A 16945-nucleotide genomic window follows, 5' to 3' on the forward strand; every position below is an offset into this window, starting at 1 on the left:
ATTTAAATAAGATGACTAGACTATGTCACACTGATTAATGAATAACGTATGTGTTTAGAAAACCTAAACACAGATTAATTTCATGTTCATACACTTCACATAACCTCGCTACTCAAATTTAAGTGGATTCCAAAAACAAAGTATTCCAGAGCAAAGTTATGAGTAGTCAATTAAGAAAAAAGTTCAATGCGTTAATAAAACAGCCAATGATCATATTCTCTTTAGTAGCATTGGTTATTTTAATTGTTGATGAGACTCTATTATTTGATGCACAAAGTAGAAACGTGACTGTAAGTAATGAAAACTTGAGAAAGTATGTCAATGTTAACTATGGGTTAGATAATGTCTCTATGATCCAGTCTTATATCGACTCTCTTGATAGTGTAGATAAAGATGCATTGATTAATGAGTACCTAGAAAACGAAGCGCTCTACTACTTCGCATTAAATCGTTCACTCGACAAAGATGATGAAGAGTTGAAATCGGTGATCACATCCAAGTCTAAAAATGTCATCGAGATGATGGTTAACGCTGAGCAAGCACCGCCAAATGATCGCGAGGCCAAAGCATACTTTAATCAACATAGAGAGCGTTACGACCTCGGTCAGACATACAACTTGATGATGGTGAACCGCCATGATGAGAAAGCGGAATTGACCGAAGAGCTCAACAGTAAAAAACATACTCTCAGACAAATCGTTTCACTCTCAAACAACCACGGCTTAGATAAGGTATACCGAGATATTAATCAGCAGAATATCATTGAAATCTTTGGTGAAGAAATCGCGAAGAATATTTCTCAGCAAGAGCGTGATATTTGGCATGGCCCCTATCAATTGGAAAACAGCCATCATTGGATAAAGCTCGAAGAGAATGAATTACAATCTGTCGAATATGCAGATGTTGCAGATAGAGTAAAAAATGATCTTTACCAAGAGTTAGTCGATTTAGGTTATCAAACAATCATCAAAGATCTTATTAGTCAGATGCGCGTGAGAAAGAGTGTTTAGTATGAAGTCTCTATTTACTCATCTTCTATCAATGTTAGTGGGAACATTGATTTTAATTTCATTTAACGTTTCTGCTCATGGCTTAGAACCTATTTTTATTTCTGTCGTAACGAACAATGATAACAATTATCGCATAGAGCTAAGACTTCCCGATGAATTTAAAGAAGAAAATAGTCCCTACTTCGCCTTTCCGGATGATTGTCAGCTCACTCAATTTAACAACTATATTTCTTCAGTCAAATGTGATGAAAGTCTGATTGGCAAAAGATTAGACATTAAATTTGACTATTTTGTACCACAAACGTCAACGCTCATAAATTATTATGACATTAATGGCAACAACAATCTATATGATGTAACCGCGAAACCTTATTGGGATGTTCCGGAAAACATCGTACAAGAGCTGCAATACAGTAAGTTTCTACTTGTTGGGTTTGAGCATATTCTTGGCGGTTTTGATCATGTGCTATTTATTATTTGCTTGCTAATGGTGGTGAATTCAAAGTCTCAACTTATCAAAGCTATTACAGGCTTTACTCTCGCACACTCCTTAACATTGGTCTTAGTCAGTGTTGGTGTTTTCCAACCAGCGATAGAGCCTATCGAGTTGATCGTCGCGTTAAGCGTCCTTCTGCTCGCTTATGAGGTAGCCACTAATAGTAATAGCCTTACGCACCGTTACCCCATCGTTGTATCACTGATCTGTGGTCTATTACATGGGATTGGCTTTTCATCAGTGTTGTCCGAGGTGAATACCTTTGGAGCGCTGAATCTCAGCAGTATTTTGTTCTTCAACATTGGCATAGAACTTGGTCAATTGTTGATCGTTGCTGCTTGGCTCATTGTGATTAAGATTGGCCAACTCTTATCCTTTGACCAAGCCGAGGTCTACAAGGCAAAACTTACCTGTATCTATCTCACCGGTGGGCTCTCATTATTTTGGGTGCTTGATCGATTGTTTATATGGCTCGAGTCACGAGCTGTTGTTCTATTTGTTTAAATTCAAACCATATAGGAAATATCATGAAAAAGTCGCTTTTATATACTGCGATGTTAATTGCTCTGCCAATTCTTGGTGGCTGTAATTCTTCATCAGACGACCAACCTTCTGGTGATGGTGTTTATGACCGTGAAGGCGAGGTAGCTAATTTTCTAGCCAATCCTTACCTACAATATCCAACAACTGATGGCATGACAGTAATGTTTGAGCCTGAATTACTTGAAGGTCATAGCGCTGAGTCTACGGTTTATTACCGTGAGCAAGGGAATACCGGGCCTTACACACCGATGACAACAGTAAGCTCAGATTATGATGATTTAGGTCTAGTCCAAAGAGCGCGTATTACTAACCTAAAAAGTGATACTAAATATGACTATTTTGTCCGTAGCGCAGGTGGAGATTCCAAAGTTTATCACTTCCGCACTTGGCCAAACGAGAGCGACCTTGATCAACATAGTGAATTTAGTTTTATCGCGATGTCAGATACCCATGCCAGCGATCGCGATCGATGGGGTGAAGGCTTAACGGGTTTACGCGATATCTACGAGCACGGAATCATTAAGCACGAGTGTTTGAATGATGTCACGCTATGTAATGATTTACACGCTGGCGTGCTCATCGCTGGTGACCTCGTGTATGCATCGAATGCGCGTAAAGCTTACCGAGACTTCTTCAACTCATCTCATGAGCTAGCCTCATACTTACCAGTCCTGCCTACTCCTGGTAACCATGAATACGATGGCGGCAACATTGAGGCATACGATATCTATATGGATTGGCCAGATCAAATGGGATGGCATAAGGCTCGCTATACCTATTCATTGGATTTCCTAAACCTTCGTATGTTCTTCTTCAACAGCTTTGTTCAAAGTGACGGTGGCCAAGAGTACCAATATGATTGGACAATGGAAGAACTGGAAAATACAGCCAACGATGGTAACTTTGACTACGTATTAGGTATTACTCACGCACCATGTAAGTCTTCAATGTGGACACCAGGAGAGTCTAAAAAGTCTTGTGACTTTGTAGGTCTACTACATAACTACTCAGAAGAGACCGGCAAACTTTCGAGCCATATTTTCGGTCACACGCACTCTTACACGCGCGCCAATGAAATGGATGTACCTCACGTAGGCCTAAACGTTGCGACCTCTGTTGGTCGAATTGACCACTTCCACGAGTTTGCTCAAAAAGACTACGACACAGTGGCGGTTTCTAATGACGAAAACGGCTATAACATCATGACGTTTACCGCAGAGGGTGATAAAACTATCACCGTTACGCGTCGCACTGGTGGTAGCTTCTATCGTGGCTTCCAAATGGATTTCCCTGAACTTGAAACTATCGTGATGCATGTCAATGATGGTCCAACAACGCCTTCTATTGAGAGCTTCGAAGTTGTTGATAGCGGTGAGGTTGCTCTTGCAGCATCGGCATTCGACAGCCGTAAAGAAACCAAACACTACGAGTCTCACTGGCAACTTTCATCGAGCGAAGATTTCTCCCAAGATGTCACCAACATTTGGGGTAACACAACACGTGCCTATAACTGGTGGTATAACGAAGAGGACTTCTACGACGAAGAAGGCAATCGTCTGGGCGAATGTAACCCATACGCTGATAAAGATGATGCTCTAGAAGACTGTGTTCACTCTTACCCTGTTGACACGCAAGACGGCGTGGACATCACACAGTACAAAACGTTTGCAGCCATCAACCCTGGTCAAGACATTCATGCCCGTGTTCGTTATCGTGATGAGCAGTTGAACTGGTCTGAATGGTCAGCGCCTGAGTCTATCTTCTTTGACGGTGTTTCGACTGGAAACCTAGTCATCAATGGTGATGCGGAAGCAGGTCACGAAGAAGGCTGGACCCACTACGCAAAAACTGATGAGCAAAGTGAAAACGCACTACGTTCGCTAGAGAAAGGTGCCTGTGGTATCCCTGACGCACGTGGCGAGCGCGTGTTCCAGTTAGGCAACCTTGGTGGTTCTGATTGTAACGGCTATGGCTACGGATTTGGTGGTGTTGCTTACCAAACGATTGATGCGATTGAAGCGTTCGAGCGATACACTGGTGAAGAGCCACTTTACGTAAATTACTCTTCGTACATGATGAACTGGAACAATGAAAACGATGACCCAATTTGGATGTTCGTTGAGTTCTATGACGGTGACGAAAACTTACTAGGTGCAACGGATCATATCAAAGCAAACTCGCCAAAGGTACTCACCCGCTACGCAGGAACAACGCTTGCGCCAATCGGCACACACTTTATCCGTATCGTGATTGAGTCTGAACACAACTCAGGAACTGATACAGATTCGCAATTTGATGATGTTGAATTAACATTATCAATGCCTAATTAATTAACTGTATTGTGAATGATGAACAAACCGCTGGCATGATGCCGGCGGTTTTTGTTTCTTGATAGCGAATTTGAGCGATGATTTGATAGCATGTGTGGGATATGGCTATCTTTTGTCGGCCTTAGAAACGACAAAAGGCCTGATAAAATCAGACCTTTTTGAATGTGGCGGGAGTGAGGCAGTCGACAAACATAAATAAGCCATTGAAATAAAAGAATTATTACCATGCAAAAACCACCAATGGTACATGTGGTGGTACAAAAAATTCCAGTCAACAAATGGCATTCTTTTGACCTTTTCTACATTGCACTAATGTGACCTCCCTAAGAAATTAAGAATCACCATATAACGTACTCATAAATACTGAAGGAAGCTTATGCAGTTCAGGCTCAATAACGTCTCTATGAACTAAAGATATCCTCTTGCCAAAGTCAGACACCTCAGCGCCTGACCTAGCAATACTATCTGACACCATCGAAGCTACTGCCCTATCAGCCAAGCCAATGGCATACAGTTCCTTCGCTATGTGATCTGACAATCCTATACGTAGAGACAACTGTAGGTCATGTACTGAATCAGCAAGCAATTGGTTTCCAATTAAAGTCTCGATTAAGTCAGCGCAAGCACCAACTATCAACATCACTTCGTACCCCAAAGCACTATCACAAATGTCAGTAATGTTTTCAATTTTCAAATTTCTTTGCTGACTACCAGCCCTAAATTTAAAACCATCTCTACTGGCTTGCAACAGGATCTCGTTGTACGAAACGCCAGAACACCATTGCTTAGCGACAGACAGTGGAGCCTTTTCACCAATAAGCTTACCTAGACTATTATTCAACCCTAGGTTTTCTATCACTGGCCAGAGCGACTCTAGTGTACCTAAAACATCCGAATCTGCATCTAGAGCTTCTATGTTGTCCATTAGCCAATTTTCAAGAAACTCTAATTCATTGATACCCAAAAGGGCTTTGCCAAAACAAGGACGCTTTTCGACTTCAATTTGCTTTACTCGCTCCGCTACCATCTTAAAAACTTGTAATAGCTTTTCTTTTTCAGTATCAGAAGCAAGGTTATAAGCAAATGTTCCATAGCAAAGTTCGATCAAAGCCTCACCATCAAGCATCTCATCGCTAACGAGGTTAGCAAGTAGATAGCTTTCAAGACTTTCTATGTAGCCTACCCGTTGCTGCATTTGTCTCAATAGGCTTGTAATATCAATCCCCTGACGCTCAGCTGCCTGAATACTAAGTCTTTCATATTTTTCAGGTGACTGTATCTGCTTGATAGGATCAATGTTGAATGGGTCTTCAACAAAAGGCTGAACCAACGTCAGGAGGCTGCTTAAGCAGCTCTCTGATTGAGATGGGTCCAATAAGTTATTCATTTGGGCCCACTGTCTTCTCTTGGAGCCAAGTCGACCATCGAATAATTCGGTGTCAGCAAAAATAATACTACCTTCTGTGTGCTTTCCAGCCCTTCCGGCTCTACCCAATAGATTGTGAAAATCTCGAGTGGAGATTAACTCCTGACCTTGAAATACACCTGAAACAATTAGGTATTTAATCGGTAGGTTAACACCTTGAGCTAAGGTTGATGTGCAGACTACGCAACGGCCAAGCCCATTTTCCATTGCATATTCAACAGAAACCCTTAAACCATTTGGAATGTTTGCACTGTGTGGCAGCACCCCACGCTTTATCGCCTTCGTGACAACAGAGCTACTCCCTAAATGAAGTTCCGACAGCCTTCCAATTTTCTGTATTTCATCTTGATCGCTAAAACGTATTGGGCCATTGAGCTGCTCAATTCTCTCCAATGGCTTGAGGACTTCTCGGCAAATCTTTGTAACCGAACTTTTTTGACCACAAAAAACTGCTACAGGACCATGTTCGGATAGTTTGATACCCAAATAGGCTGCAACTAGTGATTTATCATCCTTAGGAGGAAAATACCGTTGAGCTGTTTCATTGCCTCGTTTAGGAAGCTCCAGTGATTCCATTACTCTAGGGACAAAAAATTGTTCTTCATTAATGTTGAAAGGCTCAACATAGTGGAACTGCCCTCTACCTCTTCGCCAGCTAGCAAAAGCTATACTTCGCTCTGTAGATAGGCACTCTGCACCATTAACGACACTACCTTCTCCAGCATAAAGCCAGTCGCCTATAGACTTCGCATTTGATAACACGGCGGAAATCAATACGTGCTGGGTCTGCTCTCTCAACTCTCTTTTCAAACTCGTTAGAAGTAGCTCGTAAGTCACCCCTCGGGCACCAGTATCAAATTGATGTCCTTCGTCGTATATAACTAACGAAATAGCCCCTGCTAATTCTGGTTTATGTCTTAGCAGATAAACTAACTTTTCGGGTGTAGCAACCACAATAGTTTGTGTCTCACTCAGGGTTTCTTCTGCCTTACCAAAGAGCTGTGAGAATAATTCCACATCAAAATCATCAATCTGGGGAACATCGTTAAGTTGATTAACTAACACGTCCTCGCCAGCAAACGCCAAAGAGAGTGAGGAACTAATCTCCCTACATAACGAACGAAAAGGAGCAATGATTACCGCAACAGTCGCTCTACCAGACAAAAAAGATGAGCGAATTATTAGCTCTGCTGATTTTGTTTTTCCCGCGCTGGTGGGGAGCTGAACTACCGCAGACTGCCCACTCAAAACCCCTGCCTCTCCTAGTAACCTTTGAGCAGGCCAAAACTCACTAACAAACGTCTTCTTAACCAAGGATGGAAGCCAAGCCTCAACTGGTAAACCTGTATAAGCAGGAAGTAGATTGATTGAAGCATTAATCACTTTCCGTTCGACAACCGAAGCAACTATATCTGCTATCAATAATTCTCGATCACTGCCATTTTCGTGACAGAATCTCCGAATACTCTTAGATGTATTGAGAGTGTTAGACCGAGCACTCATGTCTGAACCAATATAGGCACTAATCGACTCAGATAGTTCTAACATCAAAGGGGATAATGTGGTTTCTTCATCCAAACGTAGAGGCTCTGCAAAGCTTCCTTTTAACAACCACTCCAACAACTTCTCAATTCTTGAGGCAGTTAAATCAACTCTCAATTCATCAAGCTTGTTGGATAAAACAACGGCACTTCCAGGCATATCTGCAAGGTAGTATGATGCTGCACCTAACAGACAAAGGTAATATTCATATTCAGTTTGTAGTTTTGAACCAATCAGAGCATCGAAATACCTGGCTACATTTCGGATTTCGCCCTTTCTCAGTTCGTAAGTAGCGGCGTCTTTTTCAGCAGAAAGTTCTTCTCGACATAAATCGCCTAAAATACCAACTGTCATCAACAGTAATTTGGTTGGCGATTCAGTTAAACGAATATGGTGCTCTTCATCTAAACCAAACTCGTGCATCTTTGCTTTAGACTTAGTAATAGAGAGTAGCTTTGAAGATTGATTCTCAAATCTCATGAGCAGCCCTCTCGTAAAGTGCGTGAGCAAGTGACATCAACTCGCTTCCTTGAATAGCTAATAACTCCAAATCTTGTGCATGCGGATGTGCAGTGGTATCAGCTTCGGCAAGTAAAGTTGCATCATACGCGCTATCAGAACAGACCGCAGCAGCACCAAACCTCAATTGATAAGGCTGATTTACAGAATCCTGAAACCTATTGATCATACCAACACTAGTCAGCTCATTGCGATCAATCATCCTTTGTTTTATCCCATGCAGAGATTCCGCCAACCGTAAATGGTCTTTCGCTGAGTGATCTATGGCTTCTTGAAGCATTGATTTAGATCCCGCACTTAGCTTAGCTTTAACTTCATAGACTAACAGCGCATCATCGACTGGGCTGGTTTGGTTATACTTAAAAGCCAACACATCAGAGCCCTTGGTAGATTCATTCGGCACACCTTTTCGGTCATAACGTGTTCTAGGAACCGTGTAGTTATGTAAATACGTCAAATAATCTGCGACCAGTATTTCAGCAAAATCTCCTGCTCGAATACTAGGGCCTGGTGCGGTTGTACTACTAGGAAACCTCATCGACAGTAAATAATCAGCTCGTGATTGCCCTGGAGCCTTGAATAAATCTATTTGATTGTCATCACAATAGTGATTCCTAAAATGCTTGGCCCACGCAGCCATTTTAGTTTGATCATTTACATCGTGATGAAAACGATAAACAGGTGCTTGCTTACCACATGCTAGTGTTAAAACACTTCCTGTATCTTGTAGCCACTGAATATGCGCATTAGTCCACGGCATTTTTTATTTCCTAATAATGCTCTTCAATATAACCGTACGCCTTGGCGAACAGCTCTTTGTCCTTTCCTAAACCAAACTGGGCAAGTGTCAGTAACAATGCCTTTTGAATCTCTCTTGGGCCACTGTTCGAGCTCTGCCAGCCTTTAAAGCGTTTGGCTTTTACTATCTTGTCTATCTGCTCTACAACATCACCAATAAGCTTTGGTGTGCTTTCGGGGCGTGTCTCCAGGAACAGCTTGGTCAGTGCTTGTTTGTTATCTTCTTGAGTTACAGGAGAGTCGCCCGTTTCACGCTCCACTTGTACCGTATCTTTGGCTGTATCAAGCAGCCCTTTAAGCCAGTCGATCGCTTTGATTACACCGGCTTCATAGTCCTGGCGAAGCTTCTCTAGGCGCTCCCCCAAAGCTACAAACTTAGGATTGCCACTACCACGTAAACGGCCCATTAAATCAATTTCAAGCTGACTTGCTCTCTTCTCTTGCTCTTTTTCAGTCAGGGTGAAGATCGCATGTTCATCCATGATTAACTCATCGATATCATCGCGTATGCGGTTGATATCAGTATGTTCATGGATCATCTTAATGGTTTCTGGACCTAACGCAGCCCATACGAGAGAGCCTGTCTGACCTACTGGACGAACTGATTCATAGATTTGTACTAGCCACTTATAATCAGCTCTGTAAGGCGTAAGGAAAGCATCAGGGTTAATCGCCGACCACAACTTAGCTAACACACCAAAAGAGGCTGCAAACTCATCGCGCTTTTCGTTAGTCGGTAAGCAAGCTTGCGCTGCCATAATCCCTTCAAAGCCGTCGATGGTTCTGTCAACGTTAGGGAAGAAGCTTAAACACTTATCTAGCTGAGCTGGCAGTAGCTCTTTAAAGGCCTCAATGCCTTCTACCACGCCGTCGATCTCTTCAGGATCATACGCGAGTGCAGTACGTAGATTTTCAAACACACCAAGGTAATCAATGATGAGGCCCATTTGCTTGCTAACATTGTCAGTCTCGTACAAACGGTTAGTACGACACATTGCCTGCAACAAGGTATGGTCGCGTAATGGCTTGTCTAAATACATGCAGTAGCAGATAGGCGCATCAAATCCCGTCAACAGTTTTGCGGTAACAATCAGCAATTGAAGCGGTTGCTTTGGATCTTTGTAATCCTCAATCAAGCTCTTCTGCTTTTGGTCATTGCCATCAATCTCTTGCCAACGTTCAAAGTCTGACTCTTTGATAGGAAGCTCAAGGTCTTGCTTCCACTTACGCCAGTCTTTATTGACCTTACCTTTCTTACTTACATCTTCATCTTTGAGCGGTGCTTGGTCGACGTTCATGACCACTTCTACCGCATCAAAGCCCAGTTTCCTACCGAGTAAATAATACATCTGAACACAGGCATCTCGGTCATAGACCACAACCATGCCTTTCATCTGCTTCGGCTTTACATGACTTATAAAGTGATTGGCAATATCTTCGCTTACTGCCGCCATGCGCTTTGGCGCCTTCAACATAATCGCTAAGCGGCCAGCACGTTTTGACAATGCCATTTTCTCATCAGCGTCTAGGTCGTTGTCTTTGACCATTTGTTCAAAGGCTTCATCAATTGCGGCACGATCCACACGAAGCTCAGCCAAACGAGGCTCAAACTTCACTGCATTTGTCGCTTTATCTCGTATAGACTGCTTATAGCTGTAGCGGTTCATGTAGCGACCTTCATCCTCTTCGGCACCAAAGAGTTTAAAGGTATTGCGATCGATACCAGAAATTGGTGTACCAGTTAAGCCATAGAAGTGAGCGTGAGGTAGCGCCCAGCGCATTTTGTCGCCGAGGGAGCCCTCTTGAGTTCGGTGCGCTTCATCCACCAGCACGATAATGTTGTCACGACTATTTAGACCGTTTTCATTACTCTCATCGATATCAACATCTTTAAACTTGAAGACGGTGGTGATCAAAATACCGCGACTATCTTGTTCTATATGCTCACCAAGCTTTCTACAGCTTTGTACTTTGATGAGGTTTTTGACATCGGCCCCACCAAAGGTTTCATTGATTTGGCTATCGAGATCTCGACGGTCTACCACAATCAACACGGTTGGATTTTTCAACTTGTTATCCGCACGGAGCATACGAGCGGCATAGAGCATAAGCAAAGACTTACCAGAACCTTGGAAGTGCCAGATAAGCCCTTTCTTCGGATAGCCTTTTTTTACACGTTCAACAATTTGCTTTGCGGCTTCAAATTGCGGATAACGCGGTAAGATTTTAATGCGTTTAGGTGGCGTGTCTTTACCTGTCTTCACCGTTGAGAACAACGCGAATGATTCTAGCATTTGCAGCAAGGTTTCTGGGTTTAACAAACCTTCACAGCTATCAAGTACGGTAGCTAAGCTAGCTGGAATCTCATCTCGCTGATCGGTTTTATGCCATGGCCCCCAATCTTTCACTCGAGCATTAATTGCACCATAAGCAAAGGTGCTTCCCTCAGAAGCAAAGCACAGAAGGTTTGGCACGAAGAACGGCTCAACATTTTTCCAATAGTGCTTTTGACCACCCATAAAATCAGCAGCACCATCTTGCCAAGTGACACTTGGACGAGTGGCAGATTTTACTTCCCCCACCACCAACGGAATACCGTTTACATAGAGAACGATATCGAAGAACACCTCTGTCGCAGCAATGAAGTGAACCTGTTGAGAAACAACAAAGTGGTTGTTTTCAGGGGTATCAAAGTCAATTAGCTTGATAGTAATATGGTCGCCGCTCTCACCAAACGGTAGGCTTTTCTCTGCCATTAACCATTCATGAAAATTCTCATTGGCTTTGACCAATCCGGTATGCTTGGCTTCTTGCATCAAGCCGCGAATCTTATAGATAACCTCATCGGCATAATCAGGATTTTTACCAATATCCGGGTTTAACGAACAAAGCGCATCTTTTAGCCAAGTATCAACAAAGATATCGTGTGTTTGCTTGGGTAAGCTCTCACCGTGGCAGTAATTCCACTTTACTCCGCTTAAGCCTTTTAAACGGTCAATAATCCCATTTTCTGTGACGGTTTGTTCGTTAAACATATTACCTCAACTATTTAATATGGACTTTTGCACTTTTCTGATACTGTTCAATTTTTCATTCAAAATATCTATTACCGACGAAGCACTACGTAAAAGGCTAGATATTTCCTTTGCCCTTGCCACTGAAGGGAGCATTATTTGTTGGATTTCGAGTGACTTTTGGTTAATGTTAGAATTTGCACTAACTGTAACAAAAGCAGAAATCCTATGCTTAAATACTTTACTGTTGAATAGGAAGTTCAAAAACTCTGAATATTCGGAGTTATGAGGTCTAAATCTTATTAAAAAGCCTGAATAGACAGTTTTATCTAGGTTATTTGTAATCAATGTCGTTTTTGCAACTCCACTTGGTTTAACTGAAGATCTTACAAACAAAATGTCCCCCTTTGTCATAGAGTAACTAGTTAGCTCACTCTCAGAACACTCAACTAAACCTTTAGGTGCCTCACTTAGAACATCTGCTGCAAAGACATCGTCTAAGTTCACAAAATTATTTCCTCTACCGAAAGACTCCTTCCCTTTGTTTATTCCATTTTTGAATTCACCTAGTTTAGACAAAGGGGTGTAGCCTTTCTTGGCCGCGATTTGATAACTGACTAAACTGCCCAATAAATCTAACTCTATAGCACCTCTAAGTTCGTTCGCAGCCTTTAACTCACCATCTATAAGGTCTTGATATGATTCAATATCATCAAGAACCTTCAGCATGACTCGTTGACTTTTTTCGTCACCTAGTTTGAGTCTATACTCAGCCAAGTCTTTATATTTGGTTCGAGGCGAAAGAGAACCAGAAGATGTTTTAACTGCCCAATCCCAAAAACCATCACTTTGAACCAAGAATGGAAGTAAACGAGGATATGGTAAGTTTGATGTCGGCTCCAAAACAATGATGTCACTCGAACATATACCATCAAATTCAGCAATCGCTGCTTTCTTCAAGTAGGGACGACGTTTTCCAAAGAGTATCTGTCCCTTTTTAAACACTCGGGTAAAGCTAGGTGAATCATCAGCAATCATCCCCCAACGTTTTATTTTTAACGAACCAGAATCTAAGTGTTCAAGGCCAATGTAACGCTCGTAACCATCACCAATCGGGTCTTTAGTCGTTAACTTTACCTCTTTACAGATATCGCCGAATTTTACAGTTTGCTTATCAGTCATCGTTCATTACCTCGTAACCTAACTTCGCGAGGCTATTAAATAGTTTGTTAGTTTGCTTCTTAAGTTGTACTCGGCTCATTTTCCATGACTCAATAGCATGTTCGATATCATGTACTTCCTCACTAACCTTCGCTTTCACGTAAAGTGGAATAGATAAGTTGTATTGGTTTTCACTGATTGTGTTTAAATCAACCAGCGCAGTAATATCACTTTGGTTGTCTGGTTTGAAATAAGCTTCACAAAGCACATCTAAATCATTATCAGATAAGCGGCTGTGAGCACGCTCGCGGGTTACATGTTCTACACCGTTGATAAAGAGAATCTTGTTTTTGCGCTCAATAGGCTTATTGCAGTTAAGCACCACCACACACGATTCCATTGGCGAGTTGTAGAACAGATTCGGGCCAAGTCCTATTACCGCTTCGATGATGTCAGATTCAATCACCTGTTTACGGATCGCTTGCTCAGAATCACGGAACAACACACCATGAGGCCAAAGCATAGCCGCACGGCCAGTATCGGGGTTTAAGCTTTTAATGATATGGGTATAGAAGCCGTAATCAGCACAACCTTGTGGTGGCACACCGTACATATTGCGCCCATACGGGTCAGCGGCGAACTTTTCACGGTTCCATTTTTTAATGGAATACGGCGGGTTAGCGAAAATAACATCAAACTGTTTAAGCTGATCATTCTCAATAAACTTGGGGTCGCCTAAGGTATCACCACGCATAACATCGAACTCTTCAATGTCGTGTAGGAACATGTTCATACGTGCAATGGCAGAAGTTAGCAGATTCACTTCTTGACCGTACAAATGAACACCGCGCCACTCTTCACCTTGAGAGCGTAAATCCATAACAGCATTTAACAGCATACCCCCTGTACCACAGGTTGGATCATACGCACTCTCGCCAGGCTTAAGCTTCATAATACGGGTCATCAAATGCACAACAGTACGATTGGTATAGAACTCGGCAGCAGTGTGACCTGAATCGTCAGCAAACTTTTTAATCAGGTACTCGTAAGCCTCACCTAAGTCATCTTGAGCAACAGATTTAATACCTAGTGGTATTTTACTAAAGTGCTGAATAAGATCTGACAACAGGTGGTCAGGCAAGCGCTCTTTGTTGGTCCACTGCGCATCACCAAATACACCATGTAGTCGTTCATTCTTTGCTTCAATCAAACGCAGTGCATTTTGAATCGCTTCACCAATGTCTTTACTGGTATTGCGAACTTTCTCCCAGCTAGCTTCTTCAGGAATATCGAAACGGTGATACATTGACATCGCGGCGTACTCAGTGTCACCCTCGTGCAGCTCTAGCGCTTCGTTATACTCTTCTAGATATACATCCGATAGACGCTTAAAGAACAGCAATGGGAAGACGTATTGCTTGTAATCAGACGCATCAATTTGGCCACGCAGGAACTCGGCAGCGCCCCACAGTAGGTCTTCTAGTTTGTTTTTGTTCATTGTGTGCGATATTCCAAGTATTCAAGGCCTTCAAGCCAGAAATTGATGTATTTGTCCTTGCAAAAAGGTCCTGTTTCACTAGCAATAAAAACTAGCCTTGGTTTTTTATCCAATAGCCCATTTAGCTTTTTCTCTTGAAATAGTCGGTAAGATGTCTCTTCTATCAAACTATTAGGAATGAAAAATGAAGGGCGTACAACATTTTCGTCATGCTCTAGCCTATTTGCAAAAACGACTGAATAGCCAGCTTCATGCTTATTGAACCATGCTTTGCCAAAGTAGATTCTGAACTCATCAGCAAAGCTTTCTATCTTTTGCCCATCAATTTCAACGAACAACTCTTGAATTGGCATAGTACCAATTTCAGGCAATTGCACTAAGATGCTTTCTTCGTTCAAAAATGAATCAACCATGGATGAAAGTACTTTCGAAGCTTGCTTTTTCCTTTTGCCCTCTTCTCCATCACTTTCACGTATCGGTCGTCCTTTAGTGATAAACTCATCTTCCGACACGCCGTCTTTTTCAACAGGTCTCTTCGTGCTGTGAGGACGCAAGTTCAACCTAACTGCATTTGAAATATATTCATCAGTCTCAGAATAATCGGAATATTTAGATTTCTTTCTCTTAACACCAGAAAGATCTTTTCCTATCAAACATCGTTCGGAATGCACCTCAACAACTTTGTAGTAAGGCTCTACTTTTCTTTTTTCTTTTGGTCTATCCAAATTGGCGCATGTTACCGCTGCATTGCAATTGTCATCAGGACATTCAAATGCGAACTTGGATGTAATTTTACCTTCACGATATTTAAGATCTGCTTCTACAGGAGAAATGTTTCGTTTCAGCTCTATTGAATAAGATTTTTCTAACTTCATATTTCAAAACCTTCCTTGATCAACAAAGCTTCAAGCTCCTGTTCAGCCGTTTCTAAGGCTACTAGCTTTTGCTGGAAGTCTTTCAACGCTTCTTCTACGGTAATGGTTTCTTCTTCTAGCGGCTTTTGTACATAACGAGCGATGTTCAAGTTGAAATCGTTCTCTTCAATCTCGCTATGTGGTACCCAACGTGCAACACCTTCAACGTCGTCTGCCTTAGGGCCTTTGGTGCGCATGTTTTGATAGATGTCGTAAATTTCATCAGCTTGAGGCTCTGACAAAGTGTTTTGCGCACGACCTTTAGTAAAGATCTCTTCCGCATTCACAATCAGGACATGGTCTTTATGCTTTTCTGGTCTTGCTTTACGCAACACGAGAATACAAGCAGGAATGCCCGTGCCGTAGAACAGGTTTGATGCCACACCGATTACCGCCACAATGCGGTTCTCTTTTAATAGCTTGGTCCTAATTTTGCCTTCTGCTCCACCACGGAAAAGTACACCATGTGGCAGCACTACTGCCATGCGCCCTTTATCATTCAATGAAGCAAACATATGCTGAACCCAAGCAAAATCTCCGTTGGTTTTTGGTGCTAGGCCAAAACTTGCACGGCCATAAGGATCACTTGTCCAATAATCATGTCCCCACTCTTTTAAGCTAAATGGTGGGTTTGCGATTACGCAGTCAAAATCTTCTAGTCGGTCATTTTTTAGGAACTTGGGGTCACGAAGCGTATCACCACGCACAATTTCAAAGTCTTCTTGCCCGTGTAGGAACAAGTTCATTCGAGCAATGGCTTCGGTAGTCAGGTTCTTCTCTTGACCTTTGATTTTTAGAAGACGTGGGTCACCACCGCTCTCTTTAACATGGTGGATGGTTTCAAGCAGCATACCACCTGTACCACAAGCCGGGTCATAAACACTTTCATTAGCTTGTGGGTCTAGAATATTGACCATAAGACGAACAATGGTACGTGGCGTATAGAACTCACCTGCTTTCTTGTTTGCTTTATCAGCAAAGCGCTTGATAAGGTATTCGTAAGCACGGCCCATATCATCATTACGCACACTCGAAACGCCAAGGTTAACCTTGTTGAAATGGTTGAGTAGTGTCGATAGCAGTTCGTCTGATAGGCGCTCTTTGTTCGTCCAACTCGCGTCACCAAAAATGCCATGCAGCTGTGGGTTTTCTAGCTCAATGCCACGGAATGAATCTTTTAGGGCTTGGCCGATATCCTTGGTTTCTGCAAATACATCTTTCCAATGGCAATTAGCTGGAATTTGGATGCGGTGAAACATATCGCCTTTCGCAAGCTCTTCATCACCCACTTGCTCCATCGCGTCTTCGAACTCTTCATCGTAAACATCACAGATGCGCTTAAAGAATAGGATTGGGAAGATGTAGGTTTTGTAGTCTGAAGCGTCAATAGGCCCCGTAATGATGTGGGCCGCATGCCAAAGGTGCGCTTCTAAGTCTTTGAGATTTATTAATGTCATTGCTTGCTCTTATTCTCTTCTATCCACGCTTCAAGGTCTTCACGTTTGAAACGCCAAGAACCGCCGACTTTGAAACCAGGAAGCTTTCCTTCGCTTGCTAATCTATATGCTGTTTTTTCGGCCAACTTTAGGTAAGCAGCCACCTCTTTCAAGGTCAAAATTTGGTCTACCATTCAGAGTGTTATCTCATATTGGTTTTATTCATCAGAATCGATAGTGAGAGAATATGGGAAAATT

The 16945-nt window shown here is 42.4% G+C and carries 11 protein-coding genes; 3 read left to right on the forward strand and 8 right to left on the reverse strand.

Translation table 11 applies throughout. The features are described 5' to 3' along the window. The first annotated feature begins 158 nt into the window (after positions 1 to 158). From QWZ05_RS04520 to QWZ05_RS04530, 3 genes are read left to right on the forward strand one after another with little or no spacing between them, the layout of a single operon-like run. Positions 159 to 1010, forward strand: a complete 852-nt coding sequence (locus QWZ05_RS04520; RefSeq protein ID WP_290296811.1) for a hypothetical protein — start codon at positions 159 to 161, stop codon at positions 1008 to 1010. Between the two features lies 1 nt (position 1011). Next, a complete protein-coding gene (locus tag QWZ05_RS04525) occupies positions 1012 to 2010 on the forward strand; it encodes a HupE/UreJ family protein (protein ID WP_290296813.1) in 999 nt (332 codons plus the stop codon). Between the two features lie 23 nt (positions 2011 to 2033). Then, positions 2034 to 4379 carry a purple acid phosphatase family protein gene (locus QWZ05_RS04530; protein ID WP_290296815.1) on the forward strand — a complete coding sequence of 782 codons (2346 nt, stop codon included), beginning with the start codon at positions 2034 to 2036 and terminating at the stop codon, positions 4377 to 4379. A 331-nt stretch (positions 4380 to 4710) separates the two neighbouring features. Here the strand turns inward: QWZ05_RS04530 and QWZ05_RS04535 are convergent, their stop codons facing one another. The 8 genes from QWZ05_RS04535 to mads1 are packed head-to-tail and all read right to left on the reverse strand — an operon-like array spanning position 4711 to position 16881. Continuing rightward, a complete protein-coding gene (locus tag QWZ05_RS04535) occupies positions 4711 to 7827 on the reverse strand; it encodes a DEAD/DEAH box helicase (protein ID WP_290296817.1) in 3117 nt (1038 codons plus the stop codon). Continuing rightward, on the reverse strand, positions 7817 to 8626 hold the full coding sequence (locus QWZ05_RS04540) for a Hachiman antiphage defense system protein HamA (protein WP_290296819.1): 810 nt from the start codon (positions 8624 to 8626) through the stop codon (positions 7817 to 7819). Before QWZ05_RS04540 ends, QWZ05_RS04535 begins: the two co-directional genes overlap by 11 nt. Positions 8627 to 8636: 10 nt before the next feature. Beyond that, positions 8637 to 11699 (reverse strand): type I restriction endonuclease subunit R, encoded by a 3063-nt coding sequence (locus tag QWZ05_RS04545; RefSeq protein ID WP_290296821.1) that lies wholly within the window; start codon positions 11697 to 11699, stop codon positions 8637 to 8639. 6 nt (positions 11700 to 11705) lie between these two features. After that, positions 11706 to 12860, reverse strand: a complete 1155-nt coding sequence (locus QWZ05_RS04550) for a restriction endonuclease subunit S (protein ID WP_290296823.1) — start codon at positions 12858 to 12860, stop codon at positions 11706 to 11708. Beyond that, entirely contained in the window at positions 12853 to 14337 is a 1485-nt protein-coding gene (locus tag QWZ05_RS04555; protein WP_290296825.1) for a type I restriction-modification system subunit M, read from the reverse strand. Before QWZ05_RS04555 ends, QWZ05_RS04550 begins: the two co-directional genes overlap by 8 nt. After that, positions 14334 to 15212 carry a hypothetical protein gene (locus QWZ05_RS04560; RefSeq protein ID WP_290296827.1) on the reverse strand — a complete coding sequence of 293 codons (879 nt, stop codon included), beginning with the start codon at positions 15210 to 15212 and terminating at the stop codon, positions 14334 to 14336. The genes QWZ05_RS04555 and QWZ05_RS04560 overlap by 4 nt, the downstream gene beginning before the upstream one ends. Next, positions 15209 to 16708, reverse strand: a complete 1500-nt coding sequence (locus tag QWZ05_RS04565; RefSeq protein WP_290296829.1) for a type I restriction-modification system subunit M — start codon at positions 16706 to 16708, stop codon at positions 15209 to 15211. Before QWZ05_RS04565 ends, QWZ05_RS04560 begins: the two co-directional genes overlap by 4 nt. Beyond that, complete coding sequence (mads1, locus tag QWZ05_RS04570; RefSeq protein WP_009842282.1) at positions 16705 to 16881, reverse strand: methylation-associated defense system helix-turn-helix domain-containing protein MAD1; 177 nt, start codon at positions 16879 to 16881, stop codon at positions 16705 to 16707. The genes QWZ05_RS04565 and mads1 overlap by 4 nt, the downstream gene beginning before the upstream one ends. Between the last annotated feature and the right edge of the window lie 64 nt (positions 16882 to 16945).

The sequence above is a fragment of the Vibrio agarivorans genome (assembly GCF_030409635.1).
Classification (GTDB): domain Bacteria; phylum Pseudomonadota; class Gammaproteobacteria; order Enterobacterales; family Vibrionaceae; genus Vibrio; species Vibrio agarivorans.

Excerpts from the sequence above, each read along its gene's own strand:
- QWZ05_RS04565 (WP_290296829.1), bottom strand. The coding sequence starts at position 16,708 with ATGACATTAATAAATCTCAAAGACTTAGAAGCGCACCTTTGGCATGCG.
- QWZ05_RS04540 (WP_290296819.1), bottom strand. The coding sequence starts at position 8,626 with ATGCCGTGGACTAATGCGCATATTCAGTGGCTACAAGATACAGGAAGT.
- QWZ05_RS04520 (WP_290296811.1), top strand. The coding sequence starts at position 159 with ATGAGTAGTCAATTAAGAAAAAAGTTCAATGCGTTAATAAAACAGCCA.
- QWZ05_RS04545 (WP_290296821.1), bottom strand. The coding sequence starts at position 11,699 with ATGTTTAACGAACAAACCGTCACAGAAAATGGGATTATTGACCGTTTA.
- QWZ05_RS04555 (WP_290296825.1), bottom strand. The coding sequence starts at position 14,337 with ATGAACAAAAACAAACTAGAAGACCTACTGTGGGGCGCTGCCGAGTTC.
- QWZ05_RS04535 (WP_290296817.1), bottom strand. The coding sequence starts at position 7,827 with ATGAGATTTGAGAATCAATCTTCAAAGCTACTCTCTATTACTAAGTCT.
- QWZ05_RS04530 (WP_290296815.1), top strand. The coding sequence starts at position 2,034 with ATGAAAAAGTCGCTTTTATATACTGCGATGTTAATTGCTCTGCCAATT.
- mads1 (WP_009842282.1), bottom strand. The coding sequence starts at position 16,881 with ATGGTAGACCAAATTTTGACCTTGAAAGAGGTGGCTGCTTACCTAAAG.
- QWZ05_RS04525 (WP_290296813.1), top strand. The coding sequence starts at position 1,012 with ATGAAGTCTCTATTTACTCATCTTCTATCAATGTTAGTGGGAACATTG.
- QWZ05_RS04560 (WP_290296827.1), bottom strand. The coding sequence starts at position 15,212 with ATGAAGTTAGAAAAATCTTATTCAATAGAGCTGAAACGAAACATTTCT.
- QWZ05_RS04550 (WP_290296823.1), bottom strand. The coding sequence starts at position 12,860 with ATGACTGATAAGCAAACTGTAAAATTCGGCGATATCTGTAAAGAGGTA.